Below are 24,459 nucleotides of genomic sequence, written 5' to 3' on the forward strand. Positions count from 1 at the left end.
GAGTGCGGGGGGACGGTCAGCCGGTGGCCGACGGGGGGAAGTCCGCCGGATCGGGTGGAGCGGCGGCCGGCAGGCTGGTTCCGGCGGCCTGGACGAAGAGCCGGAGCAGGTCGTGGACGCGGTATCGGCCGGGTGGAACCTCTTCCAGCAGCCCCGCGTTGACGAGGGCGCGCAGGACCAGGGTGCCCGGGGCCGGGGGTGAGGCCCGTCCGAGACCCGACGACGCCGCGGTGGGCGGCGGAACGCCCGCGGTGGGCAACCCGGCGCGTCCGCCGGTCGGTTCGCCGCGCAGGACGGCGCCGTGCAGGTCGCGCAGGGCCGGGCCGGGCTCCACGCCCAGCTCCGTGGTGAGGTGCGCGTGGATCCTGCGGTACTCGGCGAGTGCCTCGGCGCGTCGCCCGGAGCGGTACAAGGCCTCGATGAGCAGTGCGGACAGCCCCTCGTGGCCGGGGTCGGACCGGACCGCCTCGCGGGCGTCGGCCACCATCTCCCGGTGCCGTCCCAGGCGCAGTTCACCGTCGAAGACGCGCTCGATCGCGAGGAGCCGCTCCTCGGTCAGGCGGGGCACGAGGTCGCGGTGGAGCTCGTCGGAGTGGACGTTGCCGAGAACGGGGCCCTTCCACAGGCGCAGCGCGGTCCGGGCGAGGTGCAGCGCGGACTCGGGGTCTTCGCTGGCACCGGCCCTCCGCAGCAACTCGCGGAACCGGAGCAGGTCGAGGGAGTCGGCGTCGGCGTGGAGCCGGTAGCCGCCCGGGACGGCCTCGATCGCATGGTCGGCGACGCCGTACTTCGCGAAGAGCCGGCGCAGCCGCAGCACACAGGTGTGCAGTGCCGATCGGCCGCCGGCCGGTGGCCTGGTTCCCCAGACCACGCGCTGAAGCAGATCGGCGGAGACGACGGCTCCTGGATGCAGCAGCAGCGTGGCGAGCAGCGAAGTGGGCTTGGAGGGTTGCAGCACGACCGTCTCGTGTCCGTCGGTGATGGCCAGCAGGCCGAGCACCAGGAACCGGGGGCGACCGGGGGCTGCCGCGGCGGTCGTCAGTTCGGGGAGGGCGCCGTCGGGCGCGGGGGCACCGGTCTTCACCACAGCCTTTCGCATCGATCGGTGGGTGGGGTGGTCCACCAAAGGCGTTGCAGGACAACGCACTTGTCCACGTCGGGGATGTGTGACGGGTACAACTGCGTTACCGAGTGGGGAACTTAGATTCGATCAGGCCACCACGTCCAGTGGTTGGCACGAAACAACTGGTTACATGTGCGGCCGCCGGGACTCGAGATGCCCGAGTGCGGGGATGTGGTTTTGGCGGGTGGTCTGCCAGGGCATACGCTCCGGGAGGAGTGCCGGGGGATCCCCGTGCGCCGCACTCAGGGGAGGATCCATGCCGTGGTGGGCGCTGATCCCGGTCGTCTCGATGATCACCGGGCCCGTCGCTCTGTACCTCATGACCCGGCGCAAGCGTCGGCCCGAGGTCTCCGACGAGCGCTACGAAGAGCTCTCGCGGAAGTACACCGCCCTGCTGGAGGACTCCACGTCGGGCGAGCTGCCCAACGGCCGCGCACGCTACCCGGATACGCGTTGAGGGACGCTTGATCCCGTCGTCTCATCGCCATGACCCAGTGCGACCTATGTGACGCGAGGTCAGGTGACGCGGGCTCATGTCGCGCAGTGTCATGTCACGCCCCACCTCGGGGCGGACTCGGCGGTGAGTCCGCGGTGCATGAAGCTGATCCTGGCTTCGGGGAGCCGTGCGGCCCGGCTTGGCAGACGCGGTCGAGCCGAGGTCGTCGAGCGCGCTTTCGCCCACCTGCGCCGCTTCCGCCGTCTTCGGATCCGCCGGGAGATCCGCGACGACATCCATGTAGCGTTCCTCGCTCCCGGCCGCGCACTCATCTGCCGGCGCCGGCTCATCAATCACCGTTTGTTACGCCGACGCGAGATCGGCTGCCTACAGCGAGACCTTCCGTTCTTCGGCCGTGAGGCCGCGGAGTGTCCAAAGCCCGTACAGAGCCAGCAGCGGTTTACCAACCATCCACTCACCAGGGCGGTAGTCATCCGCTCGCACGACCCTCGCAGCAAGATCAGGGCGCTGCCGTCGCAAGTACGCACGGGCCTTGAGCGCGTGAGCCGGTTGGGAGACGATCTTGATGCGGTCGACACCCTCAAGCAGCGGGATCACGTTCGTGATGTTCTCCCAGGTCGTCGCGCTCCGGTCTTCGAGAAGCACCATGCCGTCGTACTCAAGCACCGACTTCGCGTAGTCGGCCATCAACTGGGCCTCCGCGGCCCCGTTGCTGGTCGGTCCACCGCTGAAGATCACGCGTGTACCTCGCGCACCGTCAGCGGCAACGGAGCGGATTCCAGCGCGAACTCGCCAGCGGTTGACGAAGTTCGCCGTCGATTGTGGATTCCGGTAGCCCAACACGACCACGGCTTCGGATGCGCCCACGCCGCTTCCCACGAGGGCTCGAGACCAGCGCCAGTTCAACCACTCGCCCCAGACCAGCGCCGCAGCCCCAGCTGTCGCCAGTCCTGTCCTTCGTCGCATGCGGCGACTCTAGGGCGTGTTGCGAAAGTCCCGCCTGCCTCGCGACGCCTGGCACGCCCTAGGGCAGCGCGGCAACGGGCAGCCACGGCGTCCCGTCGGCCGTGACCGGCGGCGGCCGCAACGACGTCACCCGGCTCATCCTCTTGATCCGGGCGGTCCCGCCGATACGGGGCAAGCGCGGACGGCCCCGCCGACGCCAGGACCGCTACGATCGGCCGGTCCCCGACACGATGAGGATCCCAAGACGGGAGAGGCGCCATGGCGACGGGCGGACTACGGGACGTGCTGGCCGGCTGGACCGACTACGACGTGGCAGGCTTCGAACTCGGAAAGATCTTGGGCGTGTTTCCGGGGGACCAGTCGTTCGGCGGGGTCAAGCGAATGTTCTGGATGGACGGTTACCCGCTCGGTGACATGCTCGTCGACGTCCTCGACCGGATGGCCGAAGCTGGCGTGCTGCTGAAGAACGAGGACCTGCGGTACCGGTGGAACCCCGACGAGCCGAACCTGCCGCTCACCCGTGACGACATCGAAAAGCATGAGCGCTCGTCCTGAACAAGAGCGTGTGACCGGCGCCCGGGGGGCCACGGCACCGCTCAGACGGCGGAACCGCACCGTCGTTACCCGTAGTCGGCTCCCGGCAGGCGGTAAACCGCAGACTCTCACCCACTGTTCACTCCACGAACATCAGCGGCTCCCATGCACCCCACCCACCACCCAAGATCCCGACCTAGGGTCCCGTGGGTGACAAGACTCCAGTTCCTCTCCGACCGGGTGGGCCGGTCGGGGCCCACGGACTCCGCCGCCCTCCCGCGCAGATCGCGGCTCCGCCCCCTCCTGCCCGTCGCCGTCGTGACCGCCGCCGCCGGACTGTTCACCACGCTGCTGATTCCGCCGGCCACGAGCGCCTCCGCGTCCTCGCGCCCCACGCTCCCGCTCAGCCTCGTCCATCATGCTCGGACACATCCGGACGACGACGCCGAGGACGGCGTCCGGGCGCCGTCGGGTCCTGTCGTCCTGCCGCAGCCGGACGACGGCGCCTCGGCAACGGCCGACCCGCGCCCGGCGCGGAGTGGCTCGGACTCCCTCCAGACGGCCTCGGACACCGAACGGATCGCGCCCGGAGTGACATTGACCCGTCAGCGCTCGGTGGACGCCGCCGGGTTCCTCGACGGATACGTGCTGCGCGCAGACCTCGACGGCCCGACCCGGCCCCGGCTGCTCGCCCCGACCGTGAGCACCCGCGACACGCCCGCGAATCTGGCCGACCGCGCCAACGCCGTGGCCGCCACCAACGGCGACTTCTTCGCCATCGACACCACCAACGCGCCCATCGGCCCGGAGGTCAGGGACGGCGAGCTGATCAAGGCCGACGCCCGCCCGGCTTCGGTGGTCGGTCTCGACAAGAACGGTGTCGGGCAGATCGCCGATCTCCTGCTCGAGGGCAGCGTCACGGTGGACGGCGTCCCGCGCGATCTGGCCGGGCTCAACCCGGGCTCGGTCCCGGCCGACGCGATCGCCCTGTACACCTCCGACTGGGGCTCGGGCGATCGGCACTACGCCGTACCCGCGGGCCACGTCGTCGAGATCGAGGTGCGGGGCGGGAAGGTGGTCGCCGTCCGCGAGGGCGCCGGCGCCGGTCCGGTGGCCGCCGGGTCGCAACTGCTGCTGGCCACCGGCCAGGTCGCCGATGCCTTGGCGGGAACCACGTCGGGAACCCCGGTCCAGGTTTCGTACCATGCTCGCAGCTCCGCACCCTCCCCCTACTCGCTGGCACTGGGCGCGCACCTCGTTCTGGTCCACGGCGGCGAACTCGCCCCCATCGACACCGGCGAGGCCACCAACAGTTCCCTCAAGCCGCGCACCGCGCTCGGGTGGACCGCACGACGGCAACTCGTGCTCTACGTCGCCGACGGCTCCTCCAGCCGGTCCCGCGGACTGACCGCGGCCGAACTCGCCCAGCACATGAAGGACCTGGGCGCGGTGGACGCCGTCATGCTGGACGGCGGGGGCTCCTCGCAGTTGGTGGCGCGTCGGCCCGGTGACCGCGCGGCTTCGGTCACGAACGTCCCCTCCGACGGCTCGCAGCGCATCGTCCCCAACGCGGTGGGTCTCGTCCCGCCGGCCGGGTCCGGGCGACTGCGCGGCATCGACGTCCGCCTCCGATCCGACCGCCTCTTCCCCGGTCTGTCCCGCGATGTGGCCGCTGCCGGCTACGACGAGACCATGGCCCCCGCGCCGCTCGGTGAGGCGCGCTGGCGCACCTCGCCCGGGAACCTCGCGCGTGCGGACCACTCCGGGGTGCTGCGCGGCGACCGCCCCGGCAGCGGCACGTTGGACGCGCGCAGCGGCGGCGTGACCCAGCGGGTCCCGGTCCGTGTACTGGGCGACCTGGACCGGCTGGAGGCCGACGTCCAGGCGCTGTCCCTGTCCCCCGGCGACTACCGAGACGTGACCGTCACCGGACGCGACGCCGAGGGCTTCTCCGCCCCGATCGAGCCCCGCGACATCACCCTGGAGTACGACCACTCCGCCGTATCCGTGACCGCCCGGCCCGACGGCACCCTGAGAGTGACCGGGCAGCCGAGCGGCGACGGCAAGGGCACCGTCATCACGGCGACCGTGCGGGGCCACGTCCTGCGGCTTCCCACCACTGTCGGCCTGGCCGACGTCCCCCTCAGTTCGTTCGCCGACGCGAGTCAGTGGTCCGCGACCGCGGCGAAGGCGACGGCCTCGGTGTCGGCCGTCGACACCTCCGACCGTCCCGGCGCCGCGCCCGGCGAAAAGGGGCTGCGCCTGTCCTACGACATGACCGGCCAACCCCTCGGTACGTCCGCGGCCTACGCGGTCGCCAAGACCCCCCTGACCGTTCCGGCCGGCGCGCAGCGCCTGTCCCTGTGGGTCCGCGGCGACGGCTCGGGGCACTGGCTTCGCGCGCAGGTGCGCTCGCAGGGCACCACCAATGTCCCCCTCACCTTCGCCCTGAACGTGGACTGGACCGGATGGCGGCGGGTGGAAGGCGCCATCCCCACCGGTTTCACCGCGCCGTTGACCATCGAGCGCGTCTACCTCGTGCAGACCGACCCGTCCCTGCGCACCGCCGGTTCGGTCGATCTCGCTCTGCTCGACGCGCGTGTCGGTGTGAACCTCGACGTTCCCGACGTTCCCGATCAGCCCGACCCGGCCGTCGTCGAACCTGCCGACCAGGTGTCAACACCGGGCAAGCGGGGATGGCGGTTCGCCGTGCTGTCCGACACCCACGTCAACGCCGACGGTGGCACCACGTCCTACGCGTACCAGCACACCGCGCGCGCCCTGGACGAGATCGCGGCCGCCAGGCCCGACTTCGTCCTGCTGTCCGGCGACGGGGTCGACCAGAACCGTCCTGCCGACTTCGCCCTGTTCCAGCAGGTGCTGAAGGAGCATCTGCCGGCGAGCATCCCCTTCTACTGGGCGGTCGGCAATCATGAGTCCGGCGCCGTGACCGGCGGGACCCTCGACCAGTTCACCGCCTCCACCAACCGGCCCACCCGGCAGGCCTTCGACCACCGTGGAACCCGGTTCATCCTGCTCAACTCCACCCTCGGCTCGCTCCGCCAGTCGGACTGGTCCCAGATCCCCTGGCTGCGTACGGAACTGGACGAGGCCGCCCACGACCGGTCCGTGAAGAGCGTGGTCGTCGCCCTCCACCACCCCGTGCTCGACCCCACCGGGACCGGCGCCAGCCAGTTGTCCGACCCCAGCGAGGGTGCCCTTCTGGAGCAGTGGCTGTCCGACTTCCGTCAGCACACCGGCAAGCAGGTCGCTCTCATCAGCGGCCACGCGCACACCGCGCACATCCGCCGGGTCGACGGCCTGCTCGAGTTCAACGCCCCGGTGGTCGGCAAGACGCCCTACGGTGACGCCCGCCACGGAGGGTTCTCCGCCTGGTCACTCGTCACCATGGCGCCGAAGGACGCCGAGGTCACTCCCGACAGGCCGGACCCGAGCGGCTTCGGATGGTTCCGCGCGGACGTCCGGCCGTTGCTGGACCGGGTGAACCTGACCGTACCCAGCACTCTGGCGCCGGGCGGCTCCGGCGACATCACGGCCACCGCGGTCGACAACGGTATGGGCGGGCTGGTCGTTCCGCTGCGATACCCGGCGACGGTCCTCTGGAGCGGCGTCCACCTGGCCGTCGTCGCCGACGACCGGTCCCTCGCCGCCGCGCTGCGCCGTCGCGACGTGGTCGCCGTGCTGGACCGGCGTACGCTGCGGCTGGTCGGCGCACACCGTGGGACCACCGACATCACGGTTTCCACGGGAACGCTGACGGCGACAGCCTCCGTCCACGTGGCCTCGGCAGGCTGAGCGGCGACTGTCATCGCGCGTCGCGGTACCTGATGGCTCCCCGCCGCCACGTACCGCGACGTCGCCGCGCCCGCGGGGTCCCGGTCCCGGAGGCTGCCGTTCGCCCGCGCGTGCCCGCGGATGCAACCCGGGCCACCGTTCCGCCACCCAATGTTTCATGCATGGACCATCCATCTCCAGTACGGTGTTCCGCGATCTGACGAGCCTTGACCCCGAATCCCGAAGTCTCGGCGACTCCGGACCACTTGATCGGAAGACGACATGTCAGATCCCACCCACGACGCGTGCCGCCACGCAGGCGTCGGACGCCGCGGCTTCCTCGGACTCGCCGGGGGCACGCTGGCCTCCGCCGGACTCGCGTCCCTGCTGGGAGCCGCCCCGGCGAGCGCGGCACCGGTCGGCGGCCGCCCCGACGTGCCGCTGCGCTTCGCACTGGTGACGGACACCCACGTGAACGTCGACTCGCCCCAGTCCACGGTGTGGCTGACCCAGGTGTGGGCGTCGATCGCGGCGCGCGACCCCGACCTGGTCCTGCACTGCGGTGACATCACCGACACCGGTCGGCCGGACGAGTTCGACCGCTACGCCGAGGTCCTGCCCACCGCGCTGCACGGCAAGATGCACTACTCCCCCGGTAATCACGACGTGCGGTGGGACCCGTCGGCCAAGGAGGAATACCGCACCCACTTCGGCCCCGGGCCCTACTCCTTCGACGCGGGCGGTGTGCACTTCATCGGCTTCGACCCCACCGAGGTCCTCCAGGAGCCGGGGCACTACGGCCCCGGCGGCCTGGAATGGCTGAAGGCGGACCTGAAGCGGCTGCGCCCCGGAACGCCCACGGTGCTCTTCCAGCACTTCCCGATGGGCAACACCTTCTACTACGTCGACGACCAGCCCGAAGTGCTCGACGTCCTCGCGGACCACAACGTGCGCGGCATCTTCGCCGGCCACATCCACAAGGAAGTGGTGAGCGGCTTCAACGGCCTCACCCAGGTCGGACTCAACGCGGTTCGCAACGGAGCCCTGTACTACTGGGTCGAGCGCACCCGGTCGGCGGACGGCACCCCCGTACTGCGCGTCAGCCGGGTCGACATCGCCGCCGACGGCACCGAGACCGAGGTGCCGGTGTCCGACATGCCACTGGCCGGCGACGCCCCGGGCCGTCCGCAGCGCCCCCGCGCCGTCAGCCTCGGCAAGGTCGACCGCGGTCAACTCCCGGTCACCGTCCGGCTGGACAAGAACGCCCAGGCCACCTCCGTGGCGGTGGACCTCTACCCGCAGACGGTCTTCGGCGGCGCCGCGACCCCGGTATGGAAGAGTCTCACCGCCAGTTCGGGACACCGGTGGACCGGCTCGGTCGACGTCTCCTCGGTCGTGCCCGGCACGCAGCGGCTGCGCCTCCAGGTCACCGGGGCGGACGGGTCCTGGTGGGAGGACACCGCCCGGTTCGAGGTCGAACGCGGCGCGTACGACCCGCGGCCGCGCTGGCAGTACCAGTTGCCGGGCTCGGTCCAGGGCGGCATCGCCCTCATCGGCTCCGCCGCGAAGCCCGTGGCGGTCGCCGCTTCCACCACCGGCGCTGTGGTCGCGATCCGTCCTGGCGCCCGCGACACCCACGAGCGCCTGTGGCACGCACAGGTCGGACCGGTGTACCGCAGGCCCGCGGTCGACGCCGGCGCCCGCACCCTGTTCATCCCCTCGACGGACCACCGGCTGTACGCGCTGAAGGCCGCCGACGGCCGGCAGAAGTGGCGCTTCGACGCCGGGGCCCCGGTACTCAGCGCGCCCCTGGTGGCCGAAGTCCTCGGCCGGGAGCGGGTGTTCTTCTCCGCCGGGCAGAACTTGTTCGCTCTCGACGCGGCGAGCGGGGGCGAGCTCTGGTCGGTTCCCGGACGCGGCTTCTCCTCGGGAAGGGCCGCTTCCGACGGGGACCGGGTCTACACCGCCGCGGACGACGGCTACGCCCGAGCCCACGACGCGGCCACCGGTGAGCAGTTGTGGGCCTTCGCGATGGCCACCGGTACCGAGAATCATGTGGCTCTTTACAGCGGCTGGGACAATGTCGTCGCCGTCGGCGACGGCGTGGTGGTCGTCGGCTCGGTCGCCGGTTCCTGGGGACTGAGCGCCACGACCGGTGCGTTGCTCTGGAAGGTGGCCGGCAGCGCGATGTACGCCCCGGCCCTCGTCCTCGACGACGGATCGGCCCTGCTCACCACGGAGTTCGGCATCATGTCTCGGGTCGACCTGGCGACGGGCAAGGCCCGTTGGCAGACCAACCTGGCGGTGCGCGTCTTCAACGCCGGAGTAGTGATCGCCGACGGCGTCGCCTGGGCCCAGTCGGCCGACGGCAGGCTGCTGGGGGTGAAGCTGTCGGACGGTACCCCGCGGGGCCGACTGCAGCACAGCTTGGCGTACTCGTTCAGCACTCCGGCGATCGCCGGCGGAACTCTGGTCGTCGGCGACCAGAACGGAGTCGTCGCGGGCATCGAACTGCCCTAACGGCGACCGGACAGTGGCGTCTCCGGCCCATGGCCCTGGCGGGGGCGCGGCGGGACACGTGCCGTCCCCGACCCCCGGACGGCCCGCAGCCGCCTCCGCGCTCCCGTGCTCGGAATCCGGAGGCCGCCGACGACTTGAGGGCCGCCTGATTCTTACGGCACGAGCAAACCGGTCGCGTGGATGCAGGCATCACCCCGGTGGCGGGTCCGGTTCCCCTCCGGACGCGCCACCGGCCTGCCCACCGCACCGCCGGGCGACGTCCGGCAGTTGCCGCGCACACGGGGCCCTCGACGCCGTCCTTCGTGCCTCAGCCACGGTCCAGGACATGACTCGGGTCCTGGCGGCGCTCAAGTAGTGAGCCCTGAGGACTGTCCCGCAAAGTCTTCCCAGAGACCCAACGAGTAGGCCGGTTGGGAGTTCTGCCATGATCGCCTGTCGACGAGAGGGGCTGTGATGGCCATCGACGAGCGACCTGACCCGGTACAGATCATCGCGAGAGTGGGGACGGGCTTCTCCGCGGAGCAGCCCGAGCGAGCGATTCAGGTGTGGATGCACCTCGCCGCGAAGGCCGGTTGGGCTGTCAGCCGCGTCGACGAGGCTTCCGTCGACCTGGACTCCGGCGAGTGCGGGATCGTCGACGTAGAAGGCCTGCGATACCTGGTGCGTCGGGGCCGAAGGGTGCGTAGGACTCTCTATGACGACAGCGGGGGAAGGCTTGCTCAGCGACCGATCTTCGGCTTCGCCGCATGGGCGGAACCCGTGCTTTCCGCGGACAGCATCACCCCCTGAGGCCGGCACACGAGTCCGGCGCTGCATCTGGGACGATCTTGCTGCGGCTGGTGTGATCTCAGCGTCGAAACCGTCCTGGATGGTCCCGTTCACGGGGCTGAGCCCGCGAGCATTCGGGAAGCTGCTCACCCAGCTGCGACGGTGAGGGGGCCGATACGGCGCGTCCCGGACGGCCGTGGTCGCTGCCGCTTGAGGATCGGGTACTGCTCGGCGTCACGTCCTGGCACACCAACCTGCCCCTGCGACAGCTCGCGCCACTGAGCCTTTTCCACGGCTCAATGGCATGGTCGACTTCCACCTGCCCGACAGCCGGGCCGACAAAGATGATTGCCGCGCACGGTCGGATCCCGAAAAACTGCCAGGCGTGCGCGCGCACTTTCCGCGCACAGAAGAAGCTCGACTGGATGCCGCGCACCAATCTTGCCAGACTTGATCATTTGATCACTACATATACCTCAGGCTCCATGGACAGAATCGCTAAAAACTAGGTTGATAAATGCAATATCGTAGACCTCAGAGAATATCTTTCGGGATTATCCTGATCGTAACTTTCTCCGCTCTGCAAATCTTCGCTCAACAGGCGCTGTGGCATCAGGAAGCGACACTACGACTAGCCGCACTCACCCCCCTTCCCCTGATTTTTTATTTCTCCCTTTCTTTCTATTTGCGCCCGTCGGTGACAGTTGCACGAGACGCGCTCGTTGTGCGCAACCTATTCACCGTCTACGAAGTTCCATACAAAAGCGTGGTCGCATGCGGTGGGCGGCGCGCCCTCACTCTTGAGGTGTCGAATTATGGACACCTTCCGGTACTTGCGTACGATACGAGTATCACAGGGAGGAAGCAGCGTGATGCGCTCGCTCAAGAGATCTCGGCGCGAAAGGTCAACGCGGATAATTCTAATGTCAGATTCAGCAAGCGATACGTGATGGGAATTGCAGAGCTCTTGTGTTCGGGGACGACTATTCTCCTGTGCGCCGTCTCCTTCGCACTATTGTGGACTCGCGGGTGATTATCGAGACGCTACGGAAGGCAGGCCCGATCGCCGTCAAACGGATCTGATCTCACGGTCAGAGAGACATAGACGTGAAGATCTCTGATCGAAGAAGTGCATGTACCGTATCAAGCGACGCCGACGGGACCTATTCGCCGTGGGACGGGCACCTTTTCCCTAGGAACTCGTGTGCCGTTCCCGGTGCCAAGATTGTCCACAGGCTTCGCCGAAGTCATGCCGGGATGAAACTTGGCCACCAGGGTGGAACGTTCGCCGGGCACAACGGGGCGGGGTAGGAGTCCGGCATGCCGAGCCACGTAACAAGGAACCAGGCGAACCACAGGGTGAAGACCAGCCCTGCGATCAGCGCTGTCCTGCGATGACGTTTCCCGAGGGTGCTGTACAGGATCACCCACGGAACCGCAGCGGCGACCCATATAAGAGGCGCGAGAAACAGCAACGTCAAGCTGTTGGCTGCTGCGTTGATGCCGATGTCACAAGCAGCCCATGCCCTTCCCATGGCAGCAATGGTCACCACCGCGGTCAGCCCACCGAAGAGGACCCCAAAGCCAGCTCCTCTGAACCAGCGGGCCTCAGGACTCGACGGCTCTGCTCCCACGATCTCCCCCGCCTCGCCGTAGATGCGCGGAGAGTACCAAGATTCGGAAGGAGCCTGTTGGGGCCCTGGCCTGCTCTGACACCGGTCAGTCGTTCTTGGGCTTTCGAAGCCGTCTCCCGCAGATGAGGCCGCCGGCGAGCGAGACGAAGGCGTCGTGAAGTTTGGTGCGGCTGACCAGGCCATGTCCCCCCACGGTCTCCGGCCGGCTCGACACCACCGGCCTGCGCCTCCTCCTTCGACTTCCCCGCCGCTGGCCCTGAACCAGCGAGATCACAGACCCCCTCGAACGACTCGCCACTCCTACCAAGCAGCGTCACTCCCACCCGGAGCAGTGGAAACCGGCGTCCCCCCGCGACGACCCCCGAACCCTCGGCCTGCCCGGTCTCAGCCATCGGCAACGAAATGAGCCGCCGGGTTCGTCGACGGTCCATCAAGAAAATCGAGGTTGGACAGGTGCACTGGCAACGGGTCTGCTCCCGCCGTAAGCACGGCCCGTGAAGGTGAAACCTTTCGATCCTCGTCGAAATGATTGACGCTTCCAAACGCCCCGGCAAATGATTTCTCCTCAGGTAGACCCGAAGCGCGCAAGAGTACTGAGCGGCGTGCTACGGACCGGCGTGAAAACTCACACCGCACCGGCACCAAGGGACGGGTTGTCACATAGACGTGGGGAGAAGCTTGTGACCGAGTGGATATTGGCATTCGACGCCGACTGCCGATTCTGCGAAGAAGTGGTGGATCGGGTTCGTGTGTCCGTCGACGGCACGCTGACCACCGCGGGCCTCACGGAACCCCGTATTCGCGGCCTGCGCGCACGTGCCCTGGGGGACGGGGCCGAGTGGGCCCCGACCCTGTTGGCGGTCAACGGCGACCAGGTGCGGGCCTGGACCGGAACCGCGCTGTCCCTCCGCCTGGCGAGGCTGTTGGGGCCGTCGGCCTCGCTGCGGGTGGTGCGTGCGCTCCGCGACCTCGATGTGCTGCGGCCCCCGAGCCGTCGAGGAATTCTCAAGGCCGTGCCGGGGCTGGCCCTGGGAACGTTTCTGGTCACCGGAGGCCTGGCAGCCTCACCCGCGCAGGCTGTGACCCGCGCCAAGGGCAGCAAGGCGGCGCGATGGGTGAAGGCCAACCTCGACCGACTGCCCTCCGGATACTCCGAGTTCACCTCCTACCCCGCGGACTACCGGCGCGCCATTTACGGCGCGCTGTCCGCTTCGGCTCGGAGTGATCTTTGGGTGGCGCACTTCGCGAACTACCGGAAGACACACCCCGGTCTGTCGGCCGAGCAGTCCGCCGTCCTGGACGACGCGACGCGGCTGGCACCGCAGATCATCGCGGGGCGCCAGCAGGGAGCAGCCGTCCGAGGGCTGGAGACGGCGACTGTGGCGGCGTTCGGCGAGAGCGGGGCGCGGGCGATCCTCATGGCGCTGGGCCCTGCCGAGACGCAAGGCGCGGCACCCCGGAGCGACCAGAGCACCCAGGTGATGGACTGCAACTCCCAGTGCGCGGGGACCGGAAGCTGCGACATGGTGTGCTACGCCTCACCGTGGTGGTGCAACTGGACCGATTACGGCTGCGGTCCACTGTGGCTGGGACCGTGCAGCGGCGTTTGCGCCCCCTGAGGCCACCCCGGACTTCGGGGAACCGAACGGGCCCCCCAAGTCATCGAAGATCCGCCGGATCGCCTCGGCCGGCTTCCCGTGCCGCACACTCCCACGTCGCTCGGGTCCCGCCCTCTCGGCACGGTTCTCAGCCGAAGGTGTTGCACCGGGTGACACTGCCGGAGCTGTAGCCGGTGGAGAACCACTGCCGGCGCTGGCTCGCGGAGCCGTGGGTCCAGGTGTCGGGCGTGACCTTGCCCTGGTACCGCTGCTGGATACGGTCGTCGCCGACGGCGGCGGCCGCGTCCAGCCCGCGGTTGATGTCGTCCTGGGTCAGCTCGGTGATCAGCGGTTTTCCGCTCTTGGGGTCGGGGGTGGTGGTGGCGTGGTGGGCCCACACTCCGGCGTAGCAGTCCGCCTGGAGTTCCAGTTTCACCGAGCCGCTGTTCCGGCCCTGGCCACCGCCCCGGGAGATCGTGCCGCTGAGGTCCTGGATGTGGTGCCCGTATTCGTGGGCGATGACGTAGGCCTCGGCGAAGGGACCGCCCTCGGCACCGAACTTGCTGCTCAGGTCGTTGAAGAAGCCGAGGTCGAGGTAGACCTTGTCATCGGCGGAGCAGTAGAAGGGGCCGACGTCGGAAGTGGCGTTCCCGCAGCCGGTGTTCACGCTGCTGGTGAACAGGAACGTCGGGGCCTGCTCGTAGGACTTGCCGGCGGCGGTCTCCGTCTGTTTCCAGAACGCCTGGACGCTGTCGACCACGGCGACGATCCGGCACTCTTCCTTGCGGTTGGCGTCGGCGCCGGTCCGGCAGTCGGCCGCCAGGTCGCCGGCGGACGTACCCGCTCCCCCACCGGTGCCCGGCGAGCCGGCGGTGCCGTCCGAGCCGAACAGGCCCGGATCCACCCCGAAGACCACCGAGACGACCAACACCAGGAGCCCGACCACTCCACCACCGACGGTCTTCCCGCCGCCCGGGATACCGCCCAGCGCCCCGCCACGATTGTCCTGCACCTCGGACGTGTCCAGGGCAGCGTCGTCGTCGAATTCCATTCGCTGACTTTCCCCTCGAGCAGCGCGTCGGCCCGCCCCGCGTCATGACGCCCGCCTACCCCGCGCAAGGTGGTTCACGTCCAGCACGCCGCGATGGATGTACGCCGTCAAAAGACACGCTCCGTCTCGCCTGTCCCCACCCGCGCGACAGGTACACGCTGCGCCAAGACGGTGACGAGGCGGCCGACTTCAAGGCGGGATCAGTCCGTCCGGGGCCGGATGGCGGACGTGTTCGCCGGCGCGGGCGGCCGCGAGAAAACGTACAACTCACGGTCCACCACCACCGCGTGCCCGCAGCGCCCCGCGCAGACACAGAGCAGCAGCCCGCGCTCAGCAGACGCTTCCCTATCCGGCTGGGTGGGTCGGCACATGCGGCGGATCCTCTGTCTCCCGGTGGGCGGCGGCCGGGCGGAAGCATGCGGTCACGGTCTTGCCGTGCCGCTGGCACTTCATGCTCCAGTCGTCAGCGAGGGCGCGTACGATGCCCACGCCCCGTCCGGACGTCGCGCCGGCCTCCGGGTCGCGCTGCCGGGGCAGGGTGGGGTCCTCGTCGTGGACGCTCACGTGCAGGCAGTCACCGTCCCAGGTGAGGACGAGATGGGCATCGCTGTGGGCGTGGACGTGGGCGTTGGTGAGAAGTTCGGACACGCAGAGGACGACCGCGTCCGCCGTGTCGGGTTCTTCGGCGGCCCATGGCAGGGACCTGAGATGGTCGCGTGTCCAGTGCCGTCCGGCCCGCACGCCTCCCGACACCGCGAACGAGTGTGCCCAGCCCATGGCCTTGACTGCCACTGTGTCTTCACTCCCCTTGCCGTTGTCCGCTCAGGTCCGTGCAAGGGCCGGGTACCCCGGGCCCGTGCGGGCAGGCGCCCCGATCACGCCGACCGGTCGTCCTCCACACGCACGACCACCGCATTCGGCCGGAGCTCGGCACCGCGCCCACGCGTCCCCCGAACGGGAACGGCGCGGGCGCGGTGACCTGGAGCCCTGAAGCCGTGGATGTATCACGTACCGGCCGGGTCAGCCGACGTGCCAGAAGACACTGCCGCCGTTGTTCGCGGCGACGACGAACATCACGACCATCAGCAGGAGGTCGGCCACACCCAGACCGATGTCCCACTTGGGCATCGCGCTCCCGGTCTGACGCAGCGCGAAGGCACCGAAGACGATCGCCAGGGGTCCCAGGATGATCGGCAGGATGAACAGGCCGACGATGCCGCAGACCAGTCCCGCGACCGCCAGACCGCTGGTCCGGCTCGTGCGCTGCGCACCACTTCCGCTGTAGCTCGTCATAACTCTTCTCCCGAAATGTCGCCTTGAGTCACCTCTGACCTTTCAGTCTCTTTCGGGTTACCCGTGATCGATGGGTCATGCCTGTCTGTCGTCACCAAGGTCCCTCGCCTCGCGGGCAGTTGAGCAAAGAGCGGACGCCGGGAGGGTCGGTGCGGCGGCCGGTCGAAGCAGTTTTGAACATGTTCAACTTGAGGCGTACGCTGATGCCATGAGCGACAGAGCCGCCCTGGTGAAGGGCATTCGCGCCTGGCTGGTCTTCTTCATCGTCTGCCTGGTGCTCAGCGGCGCCACGGCCTTCCCCCTGGTGCACGAACTGCACTGGACCGAGGACCTGTTGCGCTCCCTGTCCGTGCCCGAGCACCTGCCCGCCCTGATGGACTGGATCGAGCGCGTACGCCGCGGGCTCGACACCGCGGACGCCGAGTACCCCTTCCTGCTGTACGGCACGGACTGGCTGGCCTTCGCCCATCTCGTGATCGCGGTGGCCTTCTACGGGCCGTACCGCGACCCCGTCCGCAACATCTGGGTCGTCGAGTTCGGCATGATCGCCTGCGCCGGCATCGTCCCGCTCGCGCTGATCTGCGGGCCGCTGCGCGGAATTCCCTTCTGGTGGACAGTCATCGACATGTCCTTCGGATTCCTCGGGGTGATCCCCCTGTACGTCGTACGGAAGAGGATCAAGCGGTTGGAGGCGCTCACCCCGCGTCCCGGCCCCGCCCCGGCACTGGCCTCCTGAGAGGTCCCACCCAAGGCCTTGGACGTGTCGGTGGGTGATGGGGCGGGTGCCGAGGCCGAGGAGGGCTTCGTGGATGTCGTATCCACGGCCGTCCTCGACCTGCTTCGGTGCCGGCTCGGGCAGCGACGGCCCGATGAGAGACGCCAGTTCATCCGGCACGATCGTGCACATCGAGGGGAGCAGGCCCGAGGCCCTGGCACGTTCGGTGAAGGCCCGGGATGCGAACAACTGGGCGCTCTTGAGCCCGCCCACGCAAGCAACCTGGGCCCGTGACCACCCGAGCAGCCCATCACGGTGGAAGCGGGGACGGTCAGCTCTCGGCCGGCCCGCCGATCGCTTCGGCCACGGTCTCGCGCACGATCCGTACCGCGCGTTCCACGTCCCCGCGCGTCACGTCCAGGTGGAACACGAAGCGCAGTTGGCCCGGGTATGCCCCGCACAGGAGGCCACGACGCTCCAGCCGGGCGCTCACCTCGTCGGCATCGAGGCCGGGAGCGGGCTTCGCGAAGACCATGTTGGTCCCGCTCGGATCCACGGTCAGCCCCTCCAGCCCCTTCAATCCCTCGGCGAACAGCGCGGCGTGCGCGTGGTCGTCCGCGAGCCGCGTCACGTGGTGGTCAAGCGCGTGGAGAGCCGCAGCCGCCAGGACGCCCGCCTGACGCATCCCGCCGCCGAGAACCTTGCGCCAGCGTCGCGCACCCGCCACGAACTCCCGGGACCCCACGAGCGCCGAGCCGACCGGCGCTCCCAGTCCCTTGCTGAAGCAGACCGAGACGCTGTCGAAGTGACCGGCGATCCGTCGTGCCTGGTCGTACGGGTCGTCCCCGCCGGCCACCGCGGCGTTGAACAGCCTCGCCCCGTCAAGATGGGTGGCGAGTCCACGGTCCCGGGCGATCTGCGTGGCCGTCTTGAGGTAGTCCATGGACACAGCCCGTCCGCCGACGGTGTTCTCCAGACAGAGCAACCGGGTTCGGGCGAAGTGCGGGTCATCCGGTTTCACGGCCGCCGCGATGTCCTGCGGGTCCAGCGTCCCGTCCGCTCGATGCGGCAGCGGCTGGGGCTGAATGCCTCCGAGCACGGCCGCGCCGCCACCTTCCCACCGGTACGTGTGGGCCATCTGACCGGCGATGTATTCGTCTCCGCGACCGCAGTGGGTCAGCAGAGCGCACAGGTTGCTCTGCGTCCCCGAGGAGACGAACAGCGCGGACTCGAATCCGAGGAGCCCGGCGATCCGCTCCTGGAGCGCGTTGACGGTGGGGTCATCACCGAAGACGTCGTCCCCCACCTCGGCCTCGGCCATGGCCCGGCGCATGGCCTCGCCGGGCCGAGTGACGGTGTCGCTGCGCAGATCGATGAGGTGACCGGGCTCGTCACGGGCGGCGTCCGCCTCGTTCTCGGCGTGGGAGACATCGACGGGGTCAGCGGCGCGGGCGCTATCGGTGGTCGGCACACGCACACTCTGCCACGGCTGGAGGGGCCGTGACCGCCCGGGGGACGACGATCACGTGGTCCCCGCGCAGGCGGGGGCGTTCCGTCCCACTCGTTGTACGTCAGGCGGACGGACCGGCGGTTCCCGCGCCACCCCGACCTGCGCGAACGCGTCCAGCGCCCGCGGTCACAAGCCCGCCCCGCTCCCGCGCCGACCGTCCTCCCGACGAGAAGAGCGCTCTCGTGCTCGCGCTGACCGGCCAGATCGCCCACCTCAAGAAGCAGCACCGAGAAGTGGTTCAAGCCCTGCGGGACGATCTGGAACTGGCCCACGGCGAGAGCCTCGGCCGTCCGACGCGAACTCGCCCACCGGGGAGGCGCCGCCACCCCACCGCGGCCCCAGGCCATCGGTCCGTGCTCACCACGACGTATCGATCGAAGAACCGTGCCGACCTGCACCAACGGCATCAGAGCGTGCTCGAGCCGGCGACAACCACCGGTCCGGGCAGGATCACGCCCTCGCGGACGTGCCGGAAGCCGAGCTGTCCGAGGTGCTCGACGGATCCATCCACATGACCTGCCAGCCGTGCCCGTCGAGGTCGAAGAAACTGCGTGAGTACATGAAGCCGTGGTCCTCGGGGCCATCCGCCTCGGAGCCGCCCGCGGCGAGCGCCGCCTCAGCGACCGTGTCAACCTCGTCGCGGGCTGACACGCTGAAGCAGTAGAGCGCCAGCGTGTGCGTGGTGGGATCGGCCATCGGCAGCTTCGCGAACTTCGCGAACGTCTCGTGGCTGAGCAGCATCACGGAGGCTTGCTCCCCGACCAGCATGCAGGCGGCGGTCTCATCGGTGAACATCGGGTTGTAGCTGAACCCGAGCCGCGCGAAGAACGCCTTGCTGCGCTCGATGTCCGCCACGGGGATGTTCACGAACAGCATGCGACCGGCGTGTGCGGGAGTGGCCATGGTGGGTCTCCAGTCCGAGGTTCGGTGGTGTACGACGGGGTAGACCGGCCGAGCCTGCGGAACTCATCGGTGCGCGGACGAAGATCCCGGCCTCGTCGAGCAGCAGCCGGGCATTCAGGTGATTTCCGTGTGAACACAGATTTTAGGCCCCTCGGCGAGACCGTGCCGCTCCAGGATCCGCACGGTGTTGGCGGCGAGGAACCCGGCACGGGCGCCCGCGCGATGCCCGACACCGCCGATCTGCTCGTCGTCGAACGCGTCCTGCCCGCCGACGGCTCGGCCTCACTGGCCACGGCCTGGGACCTGCACATGATGTGCAACGTAGGCGGCCGCGAACGGCGCGCGGACCACTACGCCCGACTGTTCGCCGACGCGGGCCTTACCCTGGTGGACCGGGCGCCACTGCCCCTGGACGGCAGTGTGCTGCACGCCCGCAAGGTCGGGTCGGCGAACACCGGATCCAGGTCCAGCTCGTGAGTGGTCTGCAATGTGCCGAGTTCTGTGCGCGTCCTGCCGAGGCAGCCGCGACGCAGCGGTGGTGCACGGGGGTGCCACGGCACCTGCACCAGGTCCCGGACAGTCACGCCGGGGGGAGCGACGCGGATCGCGCGACGCGCCAAGGACGTCATCCCCGACGTGACCGCCGTCGCCGAGCCCTCCTGGACCAGTCGGGTATGCGACAGCGACCCGAGGATCAGCTCCAGCCGTAAGAACCGGCTTGCACCGGGCGTTGTCAGAGCAATCAGGCACACTGCGCCGTATGAACTCGGTGACCGCGCACGACTACGCCTGGATCCGCACCTCTCCGATCTTCCGCCACATGAGGGAGAGCGGATACACCCTGACACTGATACAGGGACGGACCCCCCGCGAGGTGCTGCGCGCAATGGAGGCGGAACCGCGCGGCACCGGGGAGGGAACGGCCGGCCTGATCGAGGCGGACGACGCTCACCGCGCCGAGGTGGATTACGACTACTGGGACGAGTCCTACGTCGCGGGCGCCTTCAGCGCTCCGGGTGAGAAGGGCGACTGGACACTCGTCCTCGGCTTCGACGGCGGCCTGGGGATCGCGCCGCCGTGCGTGGAGACGCTGTCGAAGGGCGGTCGGGTCGTGGCGCACTCGACCAACGGTGGCAAGCCCATCCACCTCTTCCACTGGTTCGAGGACGGTGAGCTCCGTACGACGTTCGAAGGCCCCTCGTCGCGCGACGGCAGCAACCCCGACGAGTTGATCCCCCTGCTGCGGGAAGTCGGCCTCCCCCTGACCTCCGAGGGGGAGCACGACGAGAGCGCCCCGGACGTCGACCGGAAGGCGGCGGTCCTCGCTCTGGCCGAGAGACTCACCGGCATACGCATCACCGAATCCCTCCTCCAGGACGCTACGTACGAGCTGGGACTCGTCCCCGAACAGCCCGCCGAGGAGTGGACCAGCGTGGTCATCGACATCACCGATGCCCAGGGGGAGCGCCTGCACAGGGAATGGACCTACGAGGAGATCGCGACGGCGTCGGACCGCGTACGGGCGGAGGCGAACGCGCCGGTGGTGATCACCTACAACGATGCACCGGCCACGGCTCGTTCGGAGCACGAGACAGGTGAGTAGCGCGCGACCACGTGGAATGGACAGCCGACCTCTTCGCAGTGGTCCGACCTCCTGTCGTCCGACTACCACCGGCGACAAGGGAACCTTCTGCGCCGCCTCTTTCCGACCGGTGATCTGATCGCCTGCCTGCGAGCTGCCTTGAACGAAGGCTTCTCGACAGACCGATGAGGCCGAACCCCGCCATGCGCTCCCGTAGAAGCCGGTGATCCAGGTCGCGATCCGCAGTCGAGCCTCAGTACGGGCGCCGGCGGCAACAGCCGCCGGGCGGGTCGGTCTCACGCGGGCGCCCCGGCCTGCCCGCTTCAGCGCGGTGGGGGACCCGTCGAGCCGCGTGGGGTGAGGCTGGGTGTGGAGGCTTGATGGGAAGGCGGACTCTGACCGGAGATGACGGCGAACAAGGTGCGTGTCACCTCGGCTCCGAAGCCGTGCACATCATGGCTCATCGCCGAGAGCGGGGGATGGGTCAGACGGCACAGCTGCGAGTCGTCCCACGCCAGCAGTGACAGGTCGCCCGGGACGGTGAGCCCGAACTCCTGCGCCACGGCCGCGCCCGCCACCGCCATGATGTCGTTGTCGTAGACGATGGCCGTGGGCCGGTCGGGAGTGAGGAGCAGCGAGCGGGTGGCGCGTGCGCCGTCCTCGCCCGCGAAGCCGGTGGCCACCTGCGGGCCCTTCTCGAGTCCGAGCTCACGTGCCACCGAGTCGAACGCTGTCGTGCGGATCGCGCTGTGCCCCAGGCCGGCCGGGCCCCCCACGCGGGCGATGCGGCGGTGTCCGAGCGCGGCGAGATAGCGGACGGCTTCCGCGACCGCGGTGGCGTCGTCGGTCCACACGGACGTCAAGGCCCCCGTGAGGGAGGGGTGACCCACGGCCACCGTGGGCATGCCCAGATTCTCCAGCGCGGAGACGCGTGGGTCGTTTTCATGGAAGTCGACGACGATGGACCCACCGACCTGCCGCCCCTGCCACCACTGCTTGTAGAGCCCGATCTCCTCGTCGAGATCCCGCACCAGGCGCAGCAGCAATGAGCAGGACCGGTCGGTGAGTACGCTCTCGATGCCGGAGATGAATTCCATGTAGAACGGTTCGAGCCCCAGCAGTCGCGCCGGCCTGCAGATGGCGAGTCCCACGGTGTCCACCCGGGTTCCGGACAGGCTGCGCGCCCGGCTGTTGGGGGTCCATCCCAGTTCCCGCGCTGCCTCGAGAATCCGCTCACGGGTGGCCGGGGAAACTCCGGGCTTGTCGTTGAACACGATGGAGACGGCCCCCGTGGACACCCCCGCGTGCCGGGCGACGTCCCGGATGGTGACACGGTCGGACGGAGCGCTCACGCCGGCTCCACACAGAACAGGGCGGCACGTACCGCCTGGACGTCGCGCCCCGTCCATCCCTGGACCTGGATGCGTACCTCTTCACCCGGCAGCAGGCTGGTCAGCCCGCGGTCCGCGGTCGCATCGGGGGCCAGGCGGTCGGGCTGCAGAAGCAGATCGCGTACCAGGGTGTGTGCGGTGACCACGACGTCGACTCTATCGCCCTTCCCATCCACCGGATCGATCCGCACGTCGAACCGCGGACTCGGGTAGTCGAAGTCCCGGTCCGCCACCGCAATGTGCAGGGCGCGGAGCCCGTCCGCGTCGGCCACCAGGAACTCCTTGTCGGCCGCCGGGGCCACCGCCACCTTCGGTGGAACCCGTGTCCGCGTCACCGAGCGCGGAGCGACCTCGACCTCCCAGGTGCTCTGGCCGGTCTGCGAGCCGTCCGTGGTGAGCCGACGCAGGGTGACCGTAGTACTCCAGGGGTGAGCCGACTGATTCACCAGGGCCAGGGTCGTACCTCCGGGATCGGGCTGGATCGTGAGCAGGTGGTCGGCGTAGAGGCGGCGGAGCTCGTGGTAGAGGGGCTTGAGTCGTCCGTCCCCGTCGATGGCGGACCAGGACGACACCGGCCAGCAGTCGTTGAGCTGCCAGACCACCGTGCCCGCGCACATGGGCCAGTGCGCCCGCCAGTGCTCGATCCCGGCGGCCACGGCGCGGGCCTGGACGACCTGGGTGAGGTAGTGCCAGCGGTCGAAGTCGCCCTCAGGCAGGACGAAGTGCCGGTTCACTCCCCGGTCGAGCTTGCCCTTGCCGTCCTCCGCCTTCTGGTGGTGGAGCATGCCGGGCGAGTCGGCCGCCAGTGTCTCTCCCGGCAACGCCCGCCGCAGGGTCGCCAGCGCGGGCGGGGCCTGCCAGCCGAACTCCGCGACGAACCGGGGAACGCTGTCCCGGTACTCGGCGTAGTCGCGCCGGTTCCACACCTCCCAGGAGTGATGGGTGCCGTGGGCCGGGTCGTTGGGGTGCCGCTCCCAGCTGCCCGACCAGGGGCTCCCGGGGGTGTAGGGCCGAGTGGGGTCCAGGTCGGCGACCAGGCGCGGCAGCAGGTCGAGGTAGTACCCCCCACCCCACGAGTCACCGGCCAGTTCCGGCTCCCATCCCCAGTCACGGAACCCCCAGAGGTTCTCGTTGTTGCCGTTCCACAGCACGAGGGAGGGGTGCGGCATGAGACGCACGACGTTCTCGCGCGCCTCGGCCTCCACCTCGCCGCGCAGCGGCTGCTCCTCGGGGTACGCGGCGCACGCGAACGGGAAGTCCTGCCAGACCATCAGGCCGAGCTCGTCGCAGATGTCGTAGAAGGCATCGTCCTCGTAGATTCCTCCGCCCCACACACGGACGAGGTCGACATTGGCCTCCGCGGCCTGGGTGAGCCGCCGTCGGTAGCGCTCGGCTGTGACGCGGGAGGGGAGGGCATCGTCCGGGATCCAGTTCACGCCGCGCGCGAAGAGACGTTCACCGTTGACGGCCAAGGTGAAAGCGGTGCCGTGCTCGTCGGGCGTCCGGTCCAGCTCGACTGTGCGGAAGCCGATGCGGCGCCGCCACACGTCCAGCACGTCCCGACCTTCAGAAACCACCAACTCCAGCTCGTGGAGGGTCTGTTCGCCATAGCCGCGCGGCCACCAGAGGGCGGGGTCCGGTACATCCAGCGTCAGGACCGCACGAGTACCGGTGAACTGGACTTCGGCGTGGGCGCCGGCGACGGTCGCGCCGGCCGTCAGCCGACGCCCGTGGCCCGCCACGGACCGCTCCACCTCGAAGTGCACCTCCACGCGTCCCGCCGCTTCCGTCACGGTGACCAGCGGTCGCACCCGGGCGATACGGGCCGTGGACCAGTGCTCCAGGCGGACCGGACGCCAGATGCCGGCCGTGACGAGGGTGGGCCCCCAGTCCCAACCGAAGCTGCAGGCCATCTTGCGGATGTACTGCGAAGGCGCCGGATACACATTGGGACGGTCACCCGTACGCTCCCGCACGGCTTCGGCTTCCGCGTACGCCGACAGGAATCGCACCCTCAGTTCTCCGGACCGGCCGGTGACGTCGAAGCGGTATGCCCGGTGCATGTTGCGGGTCCGACCCAACTCTGATCCGTCCAGAGTGATTTCGGCGGCCGTGTCGAGACCGTCGAAGACGAGGTCGGTCCGTTCGTGCGCCGTCACCGCGTCGATGTGCGCCGTGTACGTCCACGGCCGCTCCCCCACCCAGGCGACGTCGAGCTCGTTGGTACCGATGTACGGGTCCGGCAGCAGCCCCGCGGCCAGCAGGTCGGTGTGCACACAGCCGGGAACCTCGGCGCTCAGCGCCTTCCCCTCGTGCTGCAGACTCCACCCCTTCGTGAGCAGGGTGATGTCCTTCATGACGCAGCTCCCCTCGCTGAACCGTGGCCCGCCGTCTACGGGCTACAGGCAAGCTAGGCCCTCCTCCGGAGCCCTGTCCATAGACCGGTTCAGTTCTCCCATCATGACTGGACCCACCTGCTAAATAGCCCTGAACTGCACAAACGATGCGCTGCCGCAATCACCGGATAACGATTGCGCATCATAGAAGAGCAGCGAGCTTTACCGGTTCACCAAGCCGCTGCCATAGTGCCGCTCAGCCCACCTGGAAGCTCGAGCCGCA

At 69.2% G+C, this 24,459-nt stretch carries 18 protein-coding genes and 4 pseudogenes; 12 read left to right on the forward strand and 10 right to left on the reverse strand.

Annotated elements, in window-relative coordinates; genetic code table 11:
- Positions 1-16 precede the first annotated feature (16 nt).
- Positions 17-1,099, reverse strand: a complete 1,083-nt coding sequence (locus tag HEP85_RS05160) for an AfsR/SARP family transcriptional regulator (RefSeq protein ID WP_211117846.1) — start codon at positions 1,097-1,099, stop codon at positions 17-19.
- A gap of 280 nt (positions 1,100-1,379) precedes the next feature.
- On the opposite strand from HEP85_RS05160, the gene HEP85_RS05165 reads away from it, so the two are divergent.
- Both HEP85_RS05165 and HEP85_RS05170 read left to right on the forward strand, forming a co-directional pair.
- Entirely contained in the window at positions 1,380-1,580 is a 201-nt protein-coding gene (locus HEP85_RS05165; RefSeq protein WP_168526585.1) for a hypothetical protein, read from the forward strand.
- Between the two features lie 201 nt (positions 1,581-1,781).
- A pseudogene (locus HEP85_RS05170) lies at positions 1,782-1,895 on the forward strand (IS5/IS1182 family transposase); the annotation flags it as partial.
- 51 nt (positions 1,896-1,946) lie between these two features.
- On the opposite strand, the gene HEP85_RS05175 reads toward HEP85_RS05170, so the two are convergent.
- Positions 1,947-2,546: a YdcF family protein gene (locus HEP85_RS05175; protein WP_168526587.1), complete on the reverse strand. Its 600-nt coding sequence runs from the start codon at positions 2,544-2,546 to the stop codon at positions 1,947-1,949.
- A gap of 80 nt (positions 2,547-2,626) precedes the next feature.
- Between HEP85_RS05175 and HEP85_RS05180 the strand changes: the two are divergent.
- The 6 genes and pseudogenes from HEP85_RS05180 to HEP85_RS05205 all read left to right on the forward strand — a co-directional run.
- Positions 2,627-2,743, forward strand: a pseudogene (locus tag HEP85_RS05180) (IS5/IS1182 family transposase); the annotation flags it as partial.
- Between the two features lie 61 nt (positions 2,744-2,804).
- Positions 2,805-3,101 carry a hypothetical protein gene (locus tag HEP85_RS05185; protein WP_168526588.1) on the forward strand — a complete coding sequence of 99 codons (297 nt, stop codon included), beginning with the start codon at positions 2,805-2,807 and terminating at the stop codon, positions 3,099-3,101.
- 189 nt (positions 3,102-3,290) lie between these two features.
- Positions 3,291-6,896: a phosphodiester glycosidase family protein gene (locus HEP85_RS05190; protein ID WP_168526590.1), complete on the forward strand. Its 3,606-nt coding sequence runs from the start codon at positions 3,291-3,293 to the stop codon at positions 6,894-6,896.
- A gap of 261 nt (positions 6,897-7,157) precedes the next feature.
- Positions 7,158-9,395 carry a PQQ-binding-like beta-propeller repeat protein gene (locus HEP85_RS05195; protein WP_168526592.1) on the forward strand — a complete coding sequence of 746 codons (2,238 nt, stop codon included), beginning with the start codon at positions 7,158-7,160 and terminating at the stop codon, positions 9,393-9,395.
- A gap of 453 nt (positions 9,396-9,848) precedes the next feature.
- On the forward strand, positions 9,849-10,184 hold the full coding sequence (locus HEP85_RS05200; RefSeq protein ID WP_168526594.1) for a hypothetical protein: 336 nt from the start codon (positions 9,849-9,851) through the stop codon (positions 10,182-10,184).
- Positions 10,185-10,263: 79 nt separating this feature from the next.
- A pseudogene (locus HEP85_RS05205) lies at positions 10,264-10,441 on the forward strand (IS5/IS1182 family transposase); the annotation flags it as partial.
- A 969-nt stretch (positions 10,442-11,410) separates the two neighbouring features.
- On the opposite strand, the gene HEP85_RS05210 reads toward HEP85_RS05205, so the two are convergent.
- Complete coding sequence (locus HEP85_RS05210; protein ID WP_211118296.1) at positions 11,411-11,716, reverse strand: hypothetical protein; 306 nt, start codon at positions 11,714-11,716, stop codon at positions 11,411-11,413.
- 830 nt (positions 11,717-12,546) lie between these two features.
- Here HEP85_RS05210 and HEP85_RS05215 point away from each other — a divergent pair.
- Positions 12,547-13,416 (forward strand): bacteriocin fulvocin C-related protein, encoded by an 870-nt coding sequence (locus HEP85_RS05215; RefSeq protein WP_168526598.1) that lies wholly within the window; start codon positions 12,547-12,549, stop codon positions 13,414-13,416.
- A gap of 127 nt (positions 13,417-13,543) precedes the next feature.
- Here the strand turns inward: HEP85_RS05215 and HEP85_RS05220 are convergent, their stop codons facing one another.
- From HEP85_RS05220 to HEP85_RS05230, 3 genes are all read right to left on the reverse strand, one after another.
- On the reverse strand, positions 13,544-14,446 hold the full coding sequence (locus HEP85_RS05220) for a neutral zinc metallopeptidase (RefSeq protein WP_168526600.1): 903 nt from the start codon (positions 14,444-14,446) through the stop codon (positions 13,544-13,546).
- Between the two features lie 345 nt (positions 14,447-14,791).
- A complete protein-coding gene (locus tag HEP85_RS05225) occupies positions 14,792-15,238 on the reverse strand; it encodes an ATP-binding protein (protein WP_168526602.1) in 447 nt (148 codons plus the stop codon).
- Between the two features lie 228 nt (positions 15,239-15,466).
- Positions 15,467-15,739, reverse strand: a complete 273-nt coding sequence (locus HEP85_RS05230) for a hypothetical protein (RefSeq protein WP_168526604.1) — start codon at positions 15,737-15,739, stop codon at positions 15,467-15,469.
- Positions 15,740-15,947: 208 nt separating this feature from the next.
- Between HEP85_RS05230 and HEP85_RS05235 the strand changes: the two genes are divergently transcribed.
- The gene (locus HEP85_RS05235; protein WP_168526606.1) at positions 15,948-16,475 is read left to right on the forward strand and encodes a hypothetical protein; all 528 of its coding nucleotides are present in this window, start codon (positions 15,948-15,950) and stop codon (positions 16,473-16,475) included.
- A gap of 310 nt (positions 16,476-16,785) precedes the next feature.
- Here the strand turns inward: HEP85_RS05235 and ltaE are convergent, their stop codons facing one another.
- A complete protein-coding gene (gene ltaE / locus HEP85_RS05240) occupies positions 16,786-17,925 on the reverse strand; it encodes a low-specificity L-threonine aldolase (protein WP_248001844.1) in 1,140 nt (379 codons plus the stop codon).
- A 489-nt stretch (positions 17,926-18,414) separates the two neighbouring features.
- Positions 18,415-18,867 (reverse strand): VOC family protein, encoded by a 453-nt coding sequence (locus HEP85_RS05245; protein ID WP_211117850.1) that lies wholly within the window; start codon positions 18,865-18,867, stop codon positions 18,415-18,417.
- A 213-nt stretch (positions 18,868-19,080) separates the two neighbouring features.
- Here HEP85_RS05245 and HEP85_RS05250 point away from each other — a divergent pair.
- Together HEP85_RS05250 and HEP85_RS05255 are read left to right on the forward strand one after the other, a co-directional pair.
- Positions 19,081-19,344, forward strand: a pseudogene (locus tag HEP85_RS05250) (methyltransferase); the annotation flags it as partial.
- Between the two features lie 283 nt (positions 19,345-19,627).
- Positions 19,628-20,470, forward strand: coding sequence for a DUF6461 domain-containing protein (locus HEP85_RS05255; protein WP_168526607.1), 843 nt, complete (start codon positions 19,628-19,630; stop codon positions 20,468-20,470).
- 302 nt (positions 20,471-20,772) lie between these two features.
- Here the strand turns inward: HEP85_RS05255 and HEP85_RS05260 are convergent, their stop codons facing one another.
- Together HEP85_RS05260 and HEP85_RS05265 are read right to left on the reverse strand one after the other, a co-directional pair.
- Positions 20,773-21,801: a LacI family DNA-binding transcriptional regulator gene (locus tag HEP85_RS05260; protein WP_168526609.1), complete on the reverse strand. Its 1,029-nt coding sequence runs from the start codon at positions 21,799-21,801 to the stop codon at positions 20,773-20,775.
- Positions 21,798-24,197: a glycoside hydrolase family 2 protein gene (locus tag HEP85_RS05265; protein WP_168526611.1), complete on the reverse strand. Its 2,400-nt coding sequence runs from the start codon at positions 24,195-24,197 to the stop codon at positions 21,798-21,800. Before HEP85_RS05265 ends, HEP85_RS05260 begins: the two co-directional genes overlap by 4 nt.
- Positions 24,198-24,459 lie beyond the last annotated feature (262 nt).

Source organism: Streptomyces sp. RPA4-2 (assembly GCF_012273515.2).
Classification (GTDB): Bacteria; Actinomycetota; Actinomycetes; order Streptomycetales; family Streptomycetaceae; genus Streptomyces; species Streptomyces kaempferi.